Source organism: Streptomyces mesophilus (assembly GCF_011044995.1).
Taxonomy (GTDB): domain Bacteria; phylum Actinomycetota; class Actinomycetes; order Streptomycetales; family Streptomycetaceae; genus Streptomyces; species Streptomyces mesophilus.
On the sequence record NZ_JAAKZW010000170.1, the window covers coordinates 1 to 18,144 of the forward strand.

Annotated in this window: 14 protein-coding genes; 8 read left to right on the forward strand and 6 right to left on the reverse strand. The window is 69.8% G+C overall.

The features are described 5' to 3' along the window. Positions 1 to 107: 107 nt before the first annotated feature. Entirely contained in the window at positions 108 to 1,190 is a 1,083-nt protein-coding gene (manB, locus tag G6045_RS29515) for a mannose-1-phosphate guanylyltransferase (protein WP_165335199.1), read from the reverse strand. A 115-nt stretch (positions 1,191 to 1,305) separates the two neighbouring features. Beyond that, entirely contained in the window at positions 1,306 to 2,670 is a 1,365-nt protein-coding gene (locus tag G6045_RS29520) for a peptidoglycan recognition protein family protein (protein ID WP_165335200.1), read from the reverse strand. A gap of 125 nt (positions 2,671 to 2,795) precedes the next feature. Here G6045_RS29520 and G6045_RS29525 point away from each other — a divergent pair, with 125 nt between their 5' ends. From G6045_RS29525 to G6045_RS29540, 4 genes are all read left to right on the forward strand, one after another. Further along, the gene (locus G6045_RS29525) at positions 2,796 to 3,557 is read left to right on the forward strand and encodes a TIGR03089 family protein (RefSeq protein ID WP_165335201.1); all 762 of its coding nucleotides are present in this window, start codon (positions 2,796 to 2,798) and stop codon (positions 3,555 to 3,557) included. Positions 3,558 to 3,709: 152 nt separating this feature from the next. Beyond that, positions 3,710 to 5,158 carry an LCP family protein gene (locus G6045_RS29530; protein ID WP_328707943.1) on the forward strand — a complete coding sequence of 483 codons (1,449 nt, stop codon included), beginning with the start codon at positions 3,710 to 3,712 and terminating at the stop codon, positions 5,156 to 5,158. A 244-nt stretch (positions 5,159 to 5,402) separates the two neighbouring features. Further along, complete coding sequence (locus tag G6045_RS29535; RefSeq protein WP_165335203.1) at positions 5,403 to 7,109, forward strand: LCP family protein; 1,707 nt, start codon at positions 5,403 to 5,405, stop codon at positions 7,107 to 7,109. A gap of 86 nt (positions 7,110 to 7,195) precedes the next feature. Continuing rightward, entirely contained in the window at positions 7,196 to 8,845 is a 1,650-nt protein-coding gene (locus G6045_RS29540; protein ID WP_165335204.1) for an LCP family protein, read from the forward strand. A 110-nt stretch (positions 8,846 to 8,955) separates the two neighbouring features. Here G6045_RS29540 and G6045_RS29545 read toward each other — a convergent pair whose 3' ends face one another. Further along, complete coding sequence (locus G6045_RS29545) at positions 8,956 to 9,996, reverse strand: glycosyltransferase family 2 protein (RefSeq protein ID WP_165335205.1); 1,041 nt, start codon at positions 9,994 to 9,996, stop codon at positions 8,956 to 8,958. Positions 9,997 to 10,145: 149 nt separating this feature from the next. Between G6045_RS29545 and G6045_RS29550 the strand changes: the two genes are divergently transcribed. After that, a complete protein-coding gene (locus G6045_RS29550; RefSeq protein WP_456243481.1) occupies positions 10,146 to 11,627 on the forward strand; it encodes an LCP family protein in 1,482 nt (493 codons plus the stop codon). A 52-nt stretch (positions 11,628 to 11,679) separates the two neighbouring features. Here G6045_RS29550 and G6045_RS29555 read toward each other — a convergent pair whose 3' ends face one another. Beyond that, entirely contained in the window at positions 11,680 to 12,228 is a 549-nt protein-coding gene (locus G6045_RS29555) for an acyl-CoA thioesterase (protein ID WP_165335207.1), read from the reverse strand. Between the two features lie 129 nt (positions 12,229 to 12,357). Between G6045_RS29555 and G6045_RS29560 the strand changes: the two genes are divergently transcribed. Then, a complete protein-coding gene (locus G6045_RS29560; protein WP_165335208.1) occupies positions 12,358 to 13,662 on the forward strand; it encodes an LCP family protein in 1,305 nt (434 codons plus the stop codon). After that, the gene (locus G6045_RS29565) at positions 13,659 to 14,261 is read left to right on the forward strand and encodes a GNAT family N-acetyltransferase (protein ID WP_328707944.1); all 603 of its coding nucleotides are present in this window, start codon (positions 13,659 to 13,661) and stop codon (positions 14,259 to 14,261) included. The genes G6045_RS29560 and G6045_RS29565 overlap by 4 nt, the downstream gene beginning before the upstream one ends. Before the next feature lie 31 nt (positions 14,262 to 14,292). On the opposite strand, the gene G6045_RS29570 is transcribed toward G6045_RS29565, so the two are convergent. Then, on the reverse strand, positions 14,293 to 15,399 hold the full coding sequence (locus G6045_RS29570; protein ID WP_199548000.1) for an acyl-CoA dehydrogenase family protein: 1,107 nt from the start codon (positions 15,397 to 15,399) through the stop codon (positions 14,293 to 14,295). Between the two features lie 293 nt (positions 15,400 to 15,692). On the opposite strand from G6045_RS29570, the gene G6045_RS29575 reads away from it, so the two are divergent. After that, positions 15,693 to 17,018 (forward strand): UDP-glucose dehydrogenase family protein, encoded by a 1,326-nt coding sequence (locus G6045_RS29575; RefSeq protein ID WP_165335210.1) that lies wholly within the window; start codon positions 15,693 to 15,695, stop codon positions 17,016 to 17,018. A gap of 105 nt (positions 17,019 to 17,123) precedes the next feature. Here the strand turns inward: G6045_RS29575 and G6045_RS29580 are convergent. After that, on the reverse strand, positions 17,124 to 18,144 hold a 1,021-nt coding region (locus G6045_RS29580), incomplete at its 5' end, for a dipeptidase (protein ID WP_165335211.1).

Genomic DNA, 18,144 nt, shown 5'->3' on the forward strand with positions numbered 1-18,144 from the left:
GTCCTGGGAGTGTGGTGGGTGCGGTGCGGTGCCCTACGAGGGTAGGCGTTCCCCTCGCCCCCGCCCCGCCCCTTCCCGAAACCGGGGCTCCGGTTGGTTGAGCGAGGTCACATGTCCGAAGAGAAGCGGACGGATCCGTCCGGGAGGACCGCGCCGCACCAGACCCGGACCCCGGCGCGCAGTTCGTTGTCGGTGCCCACCGAGGCGCCGTCGCCGATCACCGCACCGTCGAGCAGCGTGCGGGCGCCGATCCGGGCGCCCTCGCCGACCAGGGAGTCCGTGATCACCGCACCCGGTTCGACCACGGCACCGGACAGGATCGTGCTGCCCATGACGCGCGCGCCCGAGCCGATCACCGCACCCTCGCCCACCACCGTGCCGCCGGTCAGCTTGGCGTCCGGAGCGACGCGGGCCGTCGGCAGGACCAGACGGTCACCGCAGCGGCCCGGCACCGCCGGGGACGGGGCCCGGCCGAGGACCAGGTCCGCGGAACCTCGTACGAAAGCCTGGGGGGTGCCGAGATCCAGCCAGTACGTGGAGTCGACCATGCCCTGGAGATGGGCCCCCTCGGCGAGCAGACCCGGGAAGGTCTCGCGCTCCACGGAGACCGGGCGGCCGGCCGGGATGGTGTCGATGAGCGAGCGGCGGAAGACATACGCGCCCGCGTTGATCTGGTCGGTGACGATCTCCTCGGGCGTCTGCGGCTTCTCGAGGAACGCCGTCACACGGCCCGTGTCGTCGGTCGGGACGAGGCCGTACGCGCGCGGATCAGCGACCCGGGTCAGGTGCAGGGACACATCCGCGCCCGTGGCCGAGTGGGTCGAGACGAGCGCGCGGATGTCGAGGCCCGTGAGGATGTCGCCGTTGAAGATCAGGACCGGCTCGTCGGGGGCCGAGCGCAGCCGCGGGGCGACATTGCGGATCGCTCCGCCCGTGCCGAGCGGCTCGTCCTCCGTGACGTACTCCAGTTCAAGGCCGAGGGCCGAACCGTCACCGAAGTGCGGCTCGAAGACCTCGGCCAGGTAGGAGGTGGCCAGGACGACATGGGTGACCCCGGCCGCGCGGGCGCGGGCCAGCTGGTGGGTGAGGAAGGGGACACCGGCCGCCGGGACCATGGGCTTGGGTGTGTTCACCGTGAGGGGACGCAGCCGGGTGCCCTTGCCGCCGACCAGAAGGATCGCTTCAGTCACCGATGTTTCGCTTCCTGCCGGGGGCCGGGCGGCCCAGGTCACGGATCGGCCAGTGTATGCAGTTCTGGGTAGGAAATTTGTCCGGTCCCTCACGCCTCGGAGTGCATCGGAAGCGTCAGCGGCCCTGGTAGTGCGCCGAGGTCTGACGCGCGTTGCCGAGCTTGCTGTACAGACGGCGGCCGGGGCACTCCGTGGCGAATCCGTCGCGGTGACCGGAGATCACATGGAGCCGGACGTTCTTCCCCTTCTTGTAGAGATTGCTGCCGCCTGACTTCAGAACCGTCGTGCCCTTCGGGTTGGCTCCGTACAGGCCCAGCTTCCACGCCGAGAGCTTCGCGACCGCGTTGAGCGCGGCCGCGGGCGGTGCGGAGTTGGAGTACGTCCCGAGGACCGCGATGCCCACGCTGTTGCTGTTGAAACCGAGGGTGTGCGCCCCGTAGACGGGCTTGGCCACGCCGCCCGCGCGGCCTTCGTAGATGTTTCCGCACTTGTCGACGGCGAAGTTGTAGCCGAAGTCCCGCCAGCCACTGCTCTTGACGTGGTAGCGGTAGATACTGCGCAGGACGGAGGGCGCCTGCGCACAGCGGTAGTTGTTGCCCGACGCGCTGTGGTGCACGAAGGCCGCCCGGACCGCCTTCGTATAGACGAAGTTCTTCTCGCGGAGCTTCTCGTCCGCACCCCAGCCCTTGCGGGTGATGATCCGCGGCCGGGGTCCGACGAACGGCTTGCCCGTGGTCTCACCGCGTGAGGCGAGCAGTTCCGCCTCGGTCTGCTCCTTGGTCAGCTCGGGGATGACGGCCGCGCCGAGCGGCGCCATCTCCGCGTTCACGGCCCAGCTCGCGGCGGCCTCGGCCGTGAGCACGCTGCGCGGGCCGTCCGCGGGCGGGCCCTGGGGCGGAGTGGGCTCGTCGCCGGGGTCGACGAGTTCGAGCCGCAGGTTCCTCGGCAGCTCGGGGGCCGCCGCACGGTCGGAGGACGCCTCCGCCAGGACACGGACCTCGACGCCGTCCGAATGGCCCACCCACAGCGGTGCGGTGGATCCGCGCAGCCGCCCCGAGGCGCGTTCCGGAGAGTCGAGGTCGGCGGAGTGCTCGTGGTTGTGCGTCTCCAGTGGCTGCCACACCGACCACACATGGGTGTCCGCGGCCCGGGTGCGCACCTCGACCCGGCCGTGCAGTTCGGCCTCGGGGTTGTCCCAGACGACGCCCACCAGGGCGAAGGGCAGGACCTCCTGACGTACGACGCCTTGCGCGGCGCCCGCGCCGAGCGCCCGGTCCGAGGTGAGCGGCTTGAGGGGCAGCGACTGGGTCGAGCCGGCCACTTCGGTTTCGCGCAGCGACTCGGCGGCTTCGGGGCCGCGCGGTGATGCGGCCGCCTCCGCATCGCGCAGCGACTCGTTCGCGCTCGCCGGCAGAGCGAGCGGCAGGGACAGGGCGACCGCGCAGGCCACACCGATCGAGGAAGCAAGAAATCCGCGCATGCGTCGATGGTGGGCGGAACCTGGCATACCCGCATGTCGTGGACGTAAGGGAATTGACGGTCCGTCGGCCCCTCGTGGGGAGCGCCCCACAGGAGGCGGAGCGCCGCGCGCGTAGGCTTGCCGCTGTGAACGCGACCGACCGCACCCCTGCCGACCTGCTGCGATCCGCGCTGGCCGCGGACCCGGGCCGCCCGCTTGTGACCTTCTATGACGACGCGACCGGTGAGCGCGTCGAATTGTCCGTCGCCACCTTCGCCAATTGGGTGGCCAAGACCGCGAATCTGCTCCAGAGCGAGCTCTCCGCCGAGCCCGGCGACCGGCTCGCGCTGCTGCTGCCCGCGCACTGGCAGACGGCGGTCTGGCTGCTCGCCTGTTCGTCCACCGGCGTGACGGCGGTCGTGGACGGCGACCCCGCGGACGCCGATCTCGTCGTCTCCGGTCCCGAGCCCGGTCAACTGGCCGCCGCCCTCGCCTGCTCCGGCGAGCGGATCGCGCTCGCGCTGCGTCCGCTCGGCGGCCGCTTCCCGCAGCCGCCGGACGGGTTCCTGGACTATGCGGTCGAGGTGCCGGGCCAGGGCGACCAGTTCGCCCCGTTCGCCCCCGTATCCCCCTCGTACGACGCCCTGGTCATCGGCGATACGGCGCTCTCGGGCGCCGAAATCGTGGAGCGTGCGCTCGCCGACGGACGCGGCCTCGGGCTCGGGCCCGGCGACCGGGTGCTGTCCGGACTCTCGTACGGGAATTGGGACGGCCTCTCCGCCGGGCTCTACGCCCCCTTGGCCGCCGGCGCCTCGGTGGTGCTGTGCCGGAACCTGGACCGGCTCGGGGCCGAGGCGCTGGAGAAGCGGGTCGAGAGCGAGCGGGTCACGGTGCGGCGGGAGGGCTGACCTCCCGACGGCCGCGAAGCCAAAGTCCACCCGTCCGGCGCAGGTCAGGACCGGCCCGCAGGCGCCGGACCGTGCCCTCGGGTCATGGTCGAGGAAGCGCCCTTCACCGGGCGCCGTCCGTGATGCCGACGCCGTGAGGGGTGGACTCCGTCGTGACCGACACCGCAGGCACGCCTGAGGTTCCGGAGGAACCCGGTAACGACGCGCCTGAGCCGGTCCCGCCGGAGGCCGAAGGCGGGACCGGGACCGGGCCCGGCGCCGAAGGACACGGACCCCGTGGCCCGCACTGGCTCCGCTGGGCCGCGCTCGCCGTCTCGGTGCTCGTGCTCGTCACGGCCGGTGTCGGCTGGGGGATCTACAAGCGGCTCCAGGGGAACATCACCCAGGACCTCAGCGCCGCCGAGGAGCTGGAGCGCTACGAGAAGGAGCGGCCCGCGCCGTCCACGCACGACGCGCAGAACATCCTCCTGATCGGGTCCGACACCCGGGCCGGGGAAGGCAACGACCAGTACGGCAAGGATTCGGGCAGCGACGGCGGCCGCTCGGACACCACGATCCTGCTGCACCTGGCCGCCGACCGGAAAAGCGCCACCGCCGTCTCGCTGCCGCGCGATGTGATGGTGGACATCCCGAGCTGCCGCAAGCGCGACGGAACCCGGACGAGGGAGCAATTCGCCCAGTTCAACTGGGCGTTCGAGTGGGGCGGTGCGGCCTGCACGATCCGTACCGTCGAGGCGCTCACCGATATCCGCGTGGACCACCACATGATCGTGGACTTCCGCGGCTTCAAGAAGATGGTGGATGCCGTCGACGGCGTCGACGTGTGCCTCAAGGATCCGATCGACGATCCGGACGCCAAGCTCAAGCTGACCGCGGGCCGGCACAAGCTCAACGGCGAGCAGGCGCTCGGCTATGTCCGTGCGCGCAAGACGCTGGGCAACGGCAGCGACACCGAGCGGATGGACCGCCAACAGGCCTTTCTCGGTGCGCTGGTGAACAAGGTGAAGAGCAACGGCGTACTGCTCAACCCGACCCGGCTCTACCCCGTTCTGGACGCGGCGACCTCCTCGCTCACCACGGACCCCGCGATCGCCGGCCTCACCGACCTCTATGACCTCGTACGGAGCATGCGCAACATCCCCACGGAAAAGGTGCAGTTCCTGACCGTGCCCCGGCAGTCCTATCTGTACGACGCCAACCGGGACGAACTCGTACAACCCGACGCGGGACGGCTCTTCGACCGGCTGCGCGACGACGCTCCGCTGCAAGTCGCCGAGGAGGCGCCCGAGACGGAGGAGGCCGCCACCGAGGACTCGGCCGAGGGCGAGGAGCCCGCGGGCGAGCGGGACGGCGCGGAGAACGGGGACGGCGGCTACTGGGTGGACACCGGCTATTGGAGCGACGACGGCTACTGGGTCGACGACGGGTACTGGGTCGAGGGCAAGTCGGCCGACGAGGATCCGGCCGCGCGCAAGAAGAAGAAACCGTCCGACGACGGCAAGGCGGACAAGCCCGGTCGCGAGCCGGAGCGCGAATCGGGTCAAACCCCTTCCCCCGAGCCGACGTTCCGCGGCAGCACCGCCGCCGGAGCCACCTGTTAGGAAAGGGATTAGTAAAGGGATCCCCAAGCGCAAGGGACCGTTGACCTTGAATTGGGGCGGATTGACCGTTGTAAGGCCAGTGGAATTTGTCACCGTCGTCCCTCGGCGCCGACCTGGGCGGATAGTGTGAGCGATCCGGTGCACCGACTGCGATGAAGCAGCGATCCGCACTTGCACTACCGATCGACCGGACGCCTTGGAGGGGGAAGGCGCCGCGAGGCACCGACGGAGGACTCAAGCAACCGTGGATGCGCAAGGCCGTGGGCGGGCGGAGAACATCGACCCCGCAGACCAGTGGGTACTGAACCCGCAGACCGGCGACTACGAACTGCGACTGCACCCCTCCGCACCGGAGTCAGGCATCCCCTCGCCGCGCAGATCCGGCTTCGCCCCGAACCGCCCTCAGGCCCGGCCCCGCCGCAGGCCGCAGGGCTCGCCCCCCGGTGACGTTCCGGGGCAGCGCAGGCGCCGGATGCCCGAGGATCCGATGGGTCCGATGGGTCCGGCGGGCCGGCGCAGGCCGCGGCCCAAGAAGTCCAAGGGCAAGAAGATCGCCGTGTGGACCGGCGGTGTGCTGGCGTTCTTCGTGGTCGCCGGCTCCGCCACCGCGTACTTCTACATAGAGCATCTGAACGGCAACCTGACCTCGCTGTCCGACGACGGCGCGGGCACGGGCGGCTACAGCAAGAACCGGGCGATCAACGTGCTGATCGTCGGCACCGACAAGCGCACCGGCAAGGGCAACAAGGGGTACGGCGACTCGGGCAGCCCCGGGCACGCGGACACCACGATCCTGCTGCATGTCTCCAAGGACCGTTCCAACGCAACGGCGTTGAGCATTCCGCGCGACATGATCGTGGACATTCCGGACTGCCCGACCAAGCAGGAGAACGGCGACGACAAGGTCATCCCGGGTACGCCGAACGAACGCTTCAACGTCAGCCTCGGCCAGTCCGGCCGCACGCCCAGCTGCACGATGCGTACGGTCACGCAGCTGACCGGCATCAAGATCGACAACTTCATGGTCGCGGACTTCAACGCGGTCAAGACGCTCAGCAGCGCCGTCGGCGGTGTGGACGTCTGCCTGGAGAAGCCCATCAAGGACCCGAAGTCGCATCTGAACCTGCCCAAGGGCACCAGCACGGTCGAGGGCGATGACGCGCTCGCGTTCGTACGGACCCGTCATGCGGTGGGCTTCGGTTCGGACCTCGACCGCATCAAGTTGCAGCAGCAGTTCCTCAGTTCGCTGATGCGCAAGATGAAGTCGAAGATGACCGATGCGGGCGCCATGCTCGATCTGGCCGAGTCCGCCACGAAGGCGCTCACCGTCGACGACACGCTCAGCGATGTGTTCAAGCTCCGCGGGCTCGGCATGGAGCTCGGCAGGGTGGACCTGAAGAACATCAGCTTCACCACCGTCCCGGTCGTCGACAACACCGACGGCGCCACCGTCCTGGTCAACGAGTCCAAGGCGAAGCCGCTGTTCGGGGCCATAAAGGGCGATGTGTCGCTGACGGCGACGAAGCAGAAGAAGAAGGACGCCGAGGCCGCGCGCCTCAAGGGCACCAAGTCCGCGGCCGCCGATGTCCGCGTGAACATCTACAACGGCAGTGACACCCAGGGCGCGGCGAGCAAGACGCTCACGTATCTGCAGACCGAGCACGGCATGAACAAGGCCAGCCAGCTCGGCAATCACGAGCCCAAGCAGGCGAAGACGACGCTCGAGTACTCTCCCGACCAGGCCGATCAGGCGCGCAAGCTGGCCGAGGTGATGGGACTTCCGGGTTCAGCGTTGAAGCCGGGCAAGAGCGAAACCAATGATCAGGGACTGCCTGCGATGGTCCTGATCCTCGGAGAGGACTTCTCGGAACCCGGCACGCCCGTGGGGGCCGTGGCGGTGCCGGACGATCTCGACAAGACCGAGGCTGACAAGAAGACCTGCGCCAAATGAACCCGGGGGCCACCTGAACCGTCTGCTGGGGCAGAGGGGTTCACAGGTGAGGGTCATATGGTGCGCCAGGCTGGGAGGGGACTGGCATGACGCAGAACGGCGTGCGTGGAAGAGGTACGCGACGATCGCGCGGACCGCAGGCGCGTGAACTGGGCTGGGACGACAGCCTGTACGAGGGGTCGGGCGTGCCCGGCCCCCGCGGGCCCGGTGAGGAAGAACCCTCCACCCGGCGCGACCGGCGACGTGCGGCCGGTCGGCCGCGCAGCCGTCGGCGGCGCGCTCTGCGCTGGACGGCGGTGGTGTTCGCGGTGCTGATACTCGGGACGGCCGGCGCCGGATACCTGTACTACCAGCACCTCAACAACAACATCGAGACGGCTCCGCTGCCGGACAAGAACCGTGCGCCGAAGGCGACTCCGAACGCGGCCGGCCAGACACCGCTCAACATCCTCCTGATCGGCTCCGACGACCGTAACTCCAAGGAGAATCTGCGGCTCGGCGGTCACAAGGAGAGCGTCGGCGCGAAGCCGCTGGCCGACGTGCAGATGCTGCTGCACCTGTCCGCGGACCGCAGCAACATGTCGGTCGTCAGCATGCCGCGTGACACGCTGCTCGACATCCCCAAGTGCCAGGACCCGGACACCGGCGACACCTTCCAGCCGCTGACCCGGGAGATGACGAACGTGAGCCTCGGCCGGGGCGGCCCGGCCTGCACCGTGCTCACCTGGGAGAAGCTCACCGGAATCCACATCGACCACTTCGTGATGGTCGACTTCTCCGGTGTCGTCTCGATGGCGGACGCCATCGGCGGCGTGCCGGTCTGCGTGGACGCCAACATCCACTCCCGTAACGCGAAGGGCGAAGGCTCCGGCCTCAAGCTGGAGAAGGGCACCACGGAGGTCAAGGGCGAGGACGCCCTGAAGTGGCTGCGTACGCGCTACGGCTTCGAGGACGGCAGCGATATCGCCCGCGCCAAGGCCCAGCACATGTACATGAACTCGATGGTCCGCGAGCTCAAGTCCAGCGCCCGGCTGACGAATCCGGCCGAGATGCTGAACCTCGCCGAGGCGGCCACCGACGCACTGAAGGTCGACGACGGCCTCGGGTCGGTACAGAAGCTCGCCGACCTGGGCGGTGAGCTGAAGAAGGTGCCGAACTCCCGTATCAACATGACGACCATGCCCTACGAATACGTGGGCGCCCGCGTCCAGCCGAAGCCCGGCGAAGCCGCGGACCTCTTCGAGCTCGTACGAGAGGACATCGCCCTCGACGGCAAGGACGCGGCCAAGAAGAAGGAAGAGCTCTCCGACGACCCGGCCGCCCCGCCCGCGGACACCGGAGTCGTGGTGCAGAACGCCTCGGGCGACGCGACCCGTGCCCCGCTCCAGGGCCGTGCCACCGCGGTCGCCGAGCTGCTCAAGGGCAAGGGCTACACCCTCGCGACCGCCGAACGGCCCGGTGCCGGCGACGACACCTCGCAGGCCCGGACGGCGATCCGCTTCCCCAGCCCCGAGCTGGAGGGTGACGCGCAGGCGCTCGCCAAGTCCCTAGGCCTGCCGCTGAGTTCGGTCAAGCAGACCACGGACGTCTCCGGTGTCACGCTGATCGTGGGCGCGGACTGGCGCGAGGGCGACACCCCGCCGAAGCCGACCCCGAAGACGCCGGCCAAGAAGGACATCGAGAACGGCGCCGATGAGGACGCCTGCATGCACGTGAACCCCGCCTTCACCTGGTAGCGCTCACGTCCTGCGCAGATACGAGAAGAGCCCCGGCCGCATCCGACGGCCGGGGCTCTTCTCGTAAGTCTGCGAATCTCGTACGCCTGCGAATCTCGTACGCCTGCGAATCAGGCGCTCTGGCTCAGGACCGCGGGCCGCCGTGACGCGATGACCTTCTTGGCCAGCGTCTTGGGGCTGGTCAGGAAGCCGTAGCCCCACGACATGTGCATCGTGGCGAGCGCCACCGGGATCTGCAGCCGTGCCTTGAGCGGCAGTCCCCTGCCGGCCGGCAGGGAGCCCGCGGCGATCGCGGCGAGATAGCCGCCCGGGATCACGAAGCCCAGCGGGGTGACCGCGGCGCCCACGACCAGGCCGGCCGCGATCGCGCAGACCGCCGTCGGCGGGGCCAGATAGCGCAGGTTGATCGATCCCTCGTGGTAGCGGGCGACCACATGGCGCCAACGCCCGTAGTCCTTGTACTGCTTGGCGAGCGCCTTCACCGACGGGCGCGGACGGTAGGAGACCTTGAGCTCCGGCGAGAACCAGATCAGGCCGCCGGCCTCGCGGATACGGAAGTTCAGCTCCCAGTCCTGGGCGCGGATGAACTCCTCGTTGTAGCCGCCCTGCTGCTCGAGCGCCGCACGCCGGAAGACACCGAGGTAGACGGTCTCGGCCGGTCCGGCCTCGCCGCCCGTGTGGAAGGCCGCGTTGCCCACGCCGATCTTCGAGGTCATCGCGGCGGCGACCGCGTGCTCCCAGTCGTTCTCGCCCTCGGCGTGCATGATGCCGCCGACGTTCTGCGCGCCGGTCTCCTCCAGGAGACGTACGGCGGTGGCGATGTAGTTCGGCGAGAGCATCCCGTGGCCGTCCACGCGCACCACGATCGGGTGGCGCGAGGCCTTGATCGCCGCATTGAGCGCGGCGGGGGTGCGGCCGGTGGGGTTGGGCACCGTGTGGACGCGTGGGTCTTCGGCCACCAGCTCGGCGGCGATCTCGTCGGTACGGTCCGTGGACGGGCCGAGCGCGATCACCACCTCCATCTCCCCCGCGTACTCCTGCTGCAGGATCGCGTGGATGGCGCCGCGCAGATGCCGCTCCTCATTGAGGACCGGCATGATCACGGAGACAGGGGTGGGCTGCACAGCAGTCGACTGGGGATTCTCGCTCATCACCCGTCACGTTACCGCGAATGGGGGACACGGGCGCGCGGCCCCCGGGTGGCCTCCCCGGGCCGCATTTCGTATGGGCCTACGGTTGCACGGTCCCTGCGCCCGCTTCTGCTCCATATGTTCAGCCTGCGGAGGTGTCCCCTGTGCCCGTGCCGCCCAGTCCCGCCCGACCTCCCCGGCAAGGACCTCGGCAGCCGGTCCGGCGAACCGCGCGGCAGGCGCCCGGACGGCGCAGGCGACCACCGGCCCGGCCCAAGTGGGCGATGCGGATGGCGACGACCCTCTCGATGGCGGTGCTCGCGGCGGCGGGCGTCGGGCATGCGGTGGTGACCAGCCTGGACACCGGCATCGACCGGGTCGACCCCTTCAAGGACATGAAGAATCGTCCCTCCGGGGGCGACGGCATGAACGTCCTGCTCGTCGGCACCGACGGCCGCGACAAGATCACCGAGCAGGAGCGGCGCAAGTACCGCCTCGGCGGGGCGCCCTGCCACTGCACGGACACGATCATGATCGTGCACATCTCGGCCGACGGGGACCGCGCCAGCATCGTGAGCCTGCCGCGCGACTCGTACGCCGAGGCGCCCGCGCACACCGACCGCAACAGCGGCGAGAAGCACAAGGCGCACCCGATCAAGCTGAACGCGGCCTACGCCGAGGGCGGGCCGAACCTGACCGTGCGCACCGTCGAGCACATGACCAAGGTCAAGATCGACCATTATCTCGAGGTCGACTTCACCAGCTTCATGAAGACCGTGGACGTGCTCGGCGGTGTGGAGATCTGCACCGCGAGCCCGATGAAGGACTCGTACACCGGTCTCGATCTGGCCGCGGGCAAGCACCACCTCAAAGGGGGCGAGGCGCTGCAGTACGTGCGCTCGCGGCATATCGACGGCGCCGCGGACCTCGGCCGGATGCAGCGCCAGCAGCGCTTCCTCGCCGCGGTCATCGCCAAGGCGACCTCGTCCGGGGTGCTGCTCAACCCGGTGAAGTTCCGGAACGTGACCAGGACCATCCTGAGTTCCGTACGCGCGGACAAGTCCTTCGGTACGGACGAGATGCTGGACCTCGGCAAGGCGATGCGCGGCTTCACGCCCGCCTCGTCGGAGTTCACCTCCGTGCCCATCGGTGAGATGGGCTACATGGTGAAGGGGATCGGCTCGACCCTGAAGTGGGATCCGGAGCGCTCGGAGAAGCTGTTCCAGGCGCTGCGCGACGACAAGCCGCTCGCGCCGCTGCGCAAGAAGCGCAAGTCGGTCCTGGTGGATGTGGCCCCGCAGCAGATCCGCGTCCAGGTCGCCAACGGCACGGACGTCTCCGGCCTCGGCGGCCGCGTGGACAAGGCCCTGCGCAAGACGGGCTTCCGCACGACCGGGGCGCCGAAGGACGCGGCTGCCGTCAAGCGCACGCTCGTCGAGTACGACCCGCGCTGGGACCGCTCGGCCCGCTCGCTTGCGACGGCGCTGCCCGGCTGTGAGCTGAAGGCCGTCAAGGGGCAGGGCGGGATGCTGAAGGTGACGGCGGGACCGGACTTCAAGCAGGTGCGGGCGGTGCGGGCCGAGGACGTCCACCAGGGCGAGTTCGGTGTGGTGACCGGGGATCAGGTGGTGTGTGCCAGGGGCGACGAATAGGAGCCCCTGGAAACCCCGGGACACCTCCACCTTCCAAGCCGGCCCGCAGAGCTCAGTCCTCGAGCCCCTCGGCCGCCCGCTTCTCCCGCAGCTCCATGATCGCCCGGCGTCGCGCGAGGCGGTGCGTGCGCCGGATCTGCGCCTCCTGGTAGCGGCGCCGGTCGCGCTCCGTCTCCGGCTGCACCTGCGGGACCCGGCGCGGCTTGCCCTCGGCGTCGACCGCCGCGAACACCAGATACGCGGAGCCGACCTGCTGGGCCGGGGTCGACTCGTTCCACCGCTCGGCCAGGACCCGGACGCCGACCTCCATGGAGGTCCGGCCCGTCCAGTTGACCTGGGCCTTCACATGCACGAGATCCCCGACCCGTACGGGCTCGAGGAACGCCATCTCGTCCATGGAGGCCGTCACCGCGGGACCGCCGGAGTGCCGGCCGGCCACCGCGCCCGCCGCGTCGTCCACCAGTTTCATGATCACGCCGCCGTGCACCGTCCCCAGAAGGTTGGTGTCGTTGTGGGTCATGATGTGGCTGAGGGTGGTCCGGGAAGCCGAGGTCGGCTTGCCCGGAATCTCCGCCTGAGGGGGACGGGCCTGGTCTGTCATGCCGTCCACTCTATGTCTGTTGTTTATCCGCGCTGGTCGTGGGCACTTTGTGTCAGCTCTGCAACAGCCGTGGTCCGGTTTTACGGCATCCCTTGTCTTAGACCTTTATGGAACCTGCACACTGGGGGCATGAATGACTGGCCCCAGGGGTGGAATGGAGACCGCGACCGTGGATACGGGCGTGGCAGCGGCAGTGCGCAGCCCGAGGGCGCGCGCGTGATGCGCCATGTCCAGCGCGGCCAGGCCCCCCGGCCTCAGGCGGCACCTCAGTACGGCGTCCCGTCGCAGCCCGCGTACGGCAACGACGACCGCTACGGCAACGGCGGCCAGGACGACGGGCGCGGCAGCTACGACAGCGGCTACAGCGACGGCCAGGTCTACGGCGGCACGTCCCGCAGCGGCCGCGGTGGCGGCGGCCGGGGCGGCGACGACGGCTACTACGACACGGGCCGGCCCGCTCCGAACTGGCGCCGCCGGATAAAGATCGGCCTGATCACCTTCGTGACGGTCGTGCTCGTGTGGTCGGTCGCCACGTACTTCTGGGCGGACTCCAAGCTCAAGCGCGAGGTCGACCTGTCCAAGGTCATCGAGCGTCCGGGCGGCGGCGAGGGCACCAACTACCTGATCGTGGGCTCCGACAGCCGCGAGGGCATGTCCGCCGAGGACAAGAAGCGCCTGCACACCGGCTCGGCCGAGGGCAAGCGCACGGACTCGATGATGATCCTGCACGTGGGCGACAACGGGAACACGATGATCTCGCTGCCCCGCGACTCGGACGTCGAGATCCCGTCCTTCGTGGGCTCGGAGTCCGGCAAGACCTTCCCGAACACGGGCCGCCGCGTGAAGCTCAACGCCGCGTACGCGGAGGACGGCCCCGAGCTGCTCGTGCGTACCGTCGAGCACAACACGGGCCTGAAGATCGACCACTACGCGGAGATCGGCTTCGGCGGCTTCGCCAACATCGTGGACGCGGTCGGCGGCGTCGAGATCAAGATCGACAAGCCGATGAAGGACAAGAAGTCCGGCTCGGACTTCGAGCCCGGCACCCACACCCTGAACGGCGAGCAGTCCCTGGCCTTCGTACGCCAGCGGTACGGCCTCGCCGGCGGTGACCTGGACCGTACGAAGAACCAGCAGAAGTTCCTCTCGGCGCTCGCCAGCCAGGTCGCGACCCCGGGCACGGTCCTGAACCCCTTCAAGCTCTACCCCACGATGGGCGCGGGCCTGGACACCCTGGTCGTCGACAAGGACATGGGCCTGTTCGACGTGGCGGAGATGTTCTGGGCGATGAAGAGCGTCTCGGGCGGCGACGGCAAGTCCATGAACATGCCGATCTCGGGCAGCCGCGGCGGCAACCTGGTCTGGGACAAGGCCAAGGTGCAGCAGCTGGTCGAGCAGCTGAAGAACGACGAGAAGGTGACCGTCACCGAGTGAGGGCCGTCACGCTGGAGGTGGCCGCGAGCGCGGCTGCCTCCGCACTCGTTCTGCGCCCCTGGCGCGACGACGACATGGAGCCGCTGACCGAGGCGTACCGCGACCCCGCGATGCGGCAGTGGCTGCGGTCCCAGGTGGCGGGCACCGACGACGCGGCGAGGTGGCTGGAGGTCCGCCGCCGTGGCTGGGCGTCGGGCGACTATCTGAGCTTCGCGGTGCAGGAGCCCTCCGTGGGTGGCGCACTGCTCGGCAACGTCGCCCTCAAACTGCCGGACGCGACGCGGCAGTCCGCGGAGGTCGGCTACTGGACGACCGCGGCGGCCAGGGGACGGGGAGTGGCCTCTCGGGCCCTCGAAGCCCTCACCGTATGGGCCTTCGACGCTTTCGCGGCGGACGGTCTCGTGCGCATCGACCTGCTCCACCAGGTCGGCAACACCGCCTCGTGCAGGGTCGCCGAGAGGACCGGCTACGGCTTCGACCGGGTTCTGCCGGCCCGGCCGCCCTGGCCCACGGACGGGCATCTGCACATACGACGGGCCGGCGTCCCGGGAACGGCCGACGGGCGCCCCGGAGGACGCCCGTCGACGGTGAGCTCGTAGCTGGTACGGCAGGTGGCGCGCCGCGTCGCCGTTACGGCAGGTTGCGCGCCATGACGATGCGCTGGACCTGGTTCGTGCCCTCGTAGATCTGCGTGATCTTCGCGTCGCGCATCATGCGCTCCACCGGGTAGTCACGCGTGTAGCCGTAGCCGCCGAGGAGCTGGACCGCGTCCGTGGTGACCTCCATCGCGATGTCCGAGGCGAAGCACTTGGCGGCCGCGCCCAGGTACGTGAGGTCGGCGTCGCCGCGTTCCGAGGCCGCCGCGGCCTGGTAGGTGAGGGCGCGGGCCGCGGAGATCTTCATGGCCATGTCGGCGAGCATGAACTGGATGCCCTGGAAGTCGGCGATCGGCTTGCCGAACTGCTTGCGCTCCTGGACGTAGCCCTTGGCGTAGTCGAGGGCGCCCTGGGCGATGCCGAGGGCCTGGGCCGCGATGGTGATGCGGGTGTGGTCCAGGGTCTTCATGGCGGTCGCGAAGCCCGTGCCCTCGTCGCCGATCATGCGGTCGGCGGGGATACGGACGTTGTCGAGGTAGACCTCGCGGGTCGGGGAGCCCTTGATGCCGAGCTTCTTCTCCGGGGCGCCGAAGGAGACGCCCTCGTCGGACTTCTCGACGACGAAGGCCGAGATGCCGCGGGAGCGCTTCTCGGGGTCGGTCACGGCCATGACCGTGTAGTACTCGGACTCGCCCGCGTTGGTGATCCAGCGCTTGACGCCGTTGAGGACCCAGAAGTCGCCGTCGCGTACGGCCTTGGTCTTCATGCCGGCCGCGTCCGAGCCGGCGTCCGGCTCGCTCAGCGCGTACGAGAACATGCCCTCGCCCTTGGCCAGCGGGCCCATGTACTTCTTCTTCAGCTCCTCGGAGCCGGAGAGGATCACGGGGAGCGAGCCCAGCTTGTTCACGGCGGGGATGAGGGAGGAGGACGCGCAGACGCGGGCGACCTCCTCGATCACGATGACCGTGGCGAGCGCGTCGGCGCCGGCGCCGCCGTACTCCTCGGGGACGTGGACGGCGTGCAGGTCGTTGGCCACCAGCGCGTCATGGGCCTCCTGCGGGAAGCGGGCCTCCTCGTCCACGGCCGCGGCGAACGGCGCGATCTTCGCTTCGGCGAGCGAGCGGATGGCGTCGCGGAGCATGTCGTGCTCCTCTGCCGGGCGGTACAGGTCGAATTCAGCGTTTCCCGCCAAGTTCTCTCACTCCCAAGGTGCACTGGTGCTAACTACCGTTAAGTAACCCAGATTTTAGGGGGCCTGCCCCCTGGGTGATACGTGAGCTTGGCGACAGCGGGAAAGCCCTTGCGCCCGGGCCCGTGCCGGGCGCCGCACCGGGTCCCGTGCCGAGGCCCCCGTACCGAGGGCGAATGTTCCCCTCCGCATCCCCGACTATGCTCGGGCGGCAGTCCTGCCCCGCATCCTCAGGAGCACCGCACATGTCCCTCAAGATCACCGTGATCGGCACCGGCTATCTCGGCGCCACCCATGCCGCGGCGATGGCGGAGCTCGGGTTCGAGGTGCTCGGTCTCGATGTCGTACCCGAGAAGATCGAGATGCTCTCGGCGGGCAAGGTGCCGATGTACGAGCCGGGGCTCGAGGAGCTGCTCGCCCAGCACGTGGCGGGTATCGAGGGGTCCAGCGGGCGGCTGCGGTTCACGACCTCCTGGGAGGAGGTCGGCGCGTTCGGCGACGTCCACTTCGTCTGTGTGAACACTCCGCAGAAGCACGGTGAGTACGCGTGCGACATGAGCTACGTGGACGCCGCGTTCGGCTCGCTCGCTCCCGTCGTACGGGAAGGGTCCCTGGTCGTCGGCAAGTCGACCGTGCCCGTCGGCTCGGCCGACCGGCTCGCGGAGCTGCTGCCCGAGGGTGCGGAACTGGCGTGGAACCCGGAGTTCCTGCGCGAGGGCTTCGCCGTGCAGGACACCCTGCACCCCGACCGTCTCGTGGTGGGGGTGCGCAGCGAGCGTGCGGAGAAGATCCTGCGCGAGGTGTACGCGACGCCGATCGGCGAGGGCTCGCCCTTCGTCGTGACCGACTTCCCCACCGCCGAGCTGGTGAAGACCTCGGCGAACTCCTTCCTCGCCACCAAGATCTCCTTCATCAACGCGATGGCCGAGGTCTGCGAGGCCGCCGGCGGCGATGTGGTGAAGCTGGCCGAGGCGATCGGCTACGACGACCGGATCGGCAAGAAGTTCCTGCGCGCCGGAATCGGCTTCGGCGGCGGCTGTCTGCCCAAGGACATCCGTGCGTTCATGGCCCGCGCCGGTGAGCTGGGCGCGGACCAGGCGCTGACGTTCCTGCGCGAGGTCGACTCGATCAACATGCGCCGGCGTGGGCACATGGTGGAGCTGGCGCGCGAGGCGGTCGGCGGCGACTCGTTCCTGGGCAAGCGGGTGGCGGTGCTCGGCGCGACGTTCAAGCCGGACTCCGACGACGTACGGGATTCGCCCGCGCTGAACGTCGCCGGGCAGATCCATCTGCAGGGCGGCCAGGTCACGGTCTACGACCCCAAGGGCATGGACAACGCCCGCCGCCTCTTCCCGACTCTCGGCTACGCGGACACCGCGCTCGGTGCGGTCCGTGGCGCGGATGTCGTGCTGCATCTGACGGAGTGGCGCGAGTTCCGCGAACTGGACCCGGCGGCGCTGGGTGCGGTGACCGCCGAGCGCGTCATCCTCGACGGCCGCAATGCGCTGGACCCGGTCCTGTGGCGCGAGGCCGGCTGGACGTACCGGGCGATGGGGCGGCCGGCGGCGTAAGGGCTGCTTGGCGGGTTGCTTGGCCTGTTGGCTTGCGGGGTGCTCGGCCTGTTGGCGTGCGGGCTGGTCGGCCTGTTGGCGCGCGGGTCATGCTTGGGTGCGGGCCTAGCGGTCCAGGCGCTCGATCGTGGCCGTCGACGGTGGGCGGCGCTGCTGGGCCGCGCGGGCGGTGAAGACCGCGTCCCTGAGCACCCGTTGGGCATTGCCCCAGGTGAGCTGGGCTAGGTCGGGCTCGGTCCAGCCGCGCCGCAGCAGTTCCGCGATCAGCTCCGGGAAGCGCGAGGTGTCCTCGACGCCCTCGGCCGGCTCGTCCGCCGTGTCGTACGTGCCGGAGAGCGCGACGCACTCCGGTCCCGCCACCTCGCGTACGTGGTCCAGGTGGTCCGCGATCCGGGTCAGCGTCGGGCCGGTGCGGGCGGAGGCGCACGGGACCATGCACAGGCCCTTGTTCGTACGCAGAGCGGTGAGCGTCGCGTCGGAGAGGTTGGCCGGGTGGGGGGTGAGGGCCGCGGCGCCCGAGCGGGAGAAGACCACCGGGGCCTTGGTGACGGCGAGCGTGCGCTCGACGGTCCGTTCCGAGCTGCCGCTGAGGTCGATCAGCATGCCCAGGCGGTTGCACTCGCGGACGACCTCCTCGCCGAAGCGGGTGAGGCCTTGCGGGCCGGCCCAGGACGTTCCGTACAGGCCGAGGCTGCGTACTCCGAGGGCGTACAGGGCGCGCAGGGCGCCGAGGGAGTCGCCGAGCGCGTGCGCCTCGGCGGGACCGAGCAGACAGGCGATCCGGCCGTGCGAGCGGGCGTCGGCGGCGTCCGAGGGGGTGCGGGTCAGGCGCAGGGCCTCGGGGTTGGCCTCGATGACGTGGCCGGCCAGGTCGATGAGGTCGAGGGTCGCGGAGACGGCGCGCTCTCCGTTCGCCTCGGGCGGGAGCGTGAGCGACCAGAACATGGCGCCCACGCCGCCCTCGCGCAGGCGCGGGATGTCGGTGCGCAGGGCGCTCTCACCCAACTCCAGGTCGTACCAGGAGAGTTGCCGCAACGCCCAGGGAAGCCCGCTGTGTCCGTCGGCGACGGGGTGCTGCCTGAGCAGGGTGCGGGCGTGGGTGAGGGGGCTCGGCGGGGTGTTGGTG

Excerpts from the sequence above, each read along its gene's own strand:
- G6045_RS29520 (WP_165335200.1), bottom strand. The coding sequence starts at position 2,670 with ATGCGCGGATTTCTTGCTTCCTCGATCGGTGTGGCCTGCGCGGTCGCC.
- G6045_RS29540 (WP_165335204.1), top strand. The coding sequence starts at position 7,196 with ATGACGCAGAACGGCGTGCGTGGAAGAGGTACGCGACGATCGCGCGGA.
- G6045_RS29545 (WP_165335205.1), bottom strand. The coding sequence starts at position 9,996 with ATGAGCGAGAATCCCCAGTCGACTGCTGTGCAGCCCACCCCTGTCTCC.
- G6045_RS29555 (WP_165335207.1), bottom strand. The coding sequence starts at position 12,228 with ATGACAGACCAGGCCCGTCCCCCTCAGGCGGAGATTCCGGGCAAGCCG.
- G6045_RS29560 (WP_165335208.1), top strand. The coding sequence starts at position 12,358 with ATGAATGACTGGCCCCAGGGGTGGAATGGAGACCGCGACCGTGGATAC.
- G6045_RS29570 (WP_199548000.1), bottom strand. The coding sequence starts at position 15,399 with ATGCTCCGCGACGCCATCCGCTCGCTCGCCGAAGCGAAGATCGCGCCG.
- G6045_RS29575 (WP_165335210.1), top strand. The coding sequence starts at position 15,693 with ATGTCCCTCAAGATCACCGTGATCGGCACCGGCTATCTCGGCGCCACC.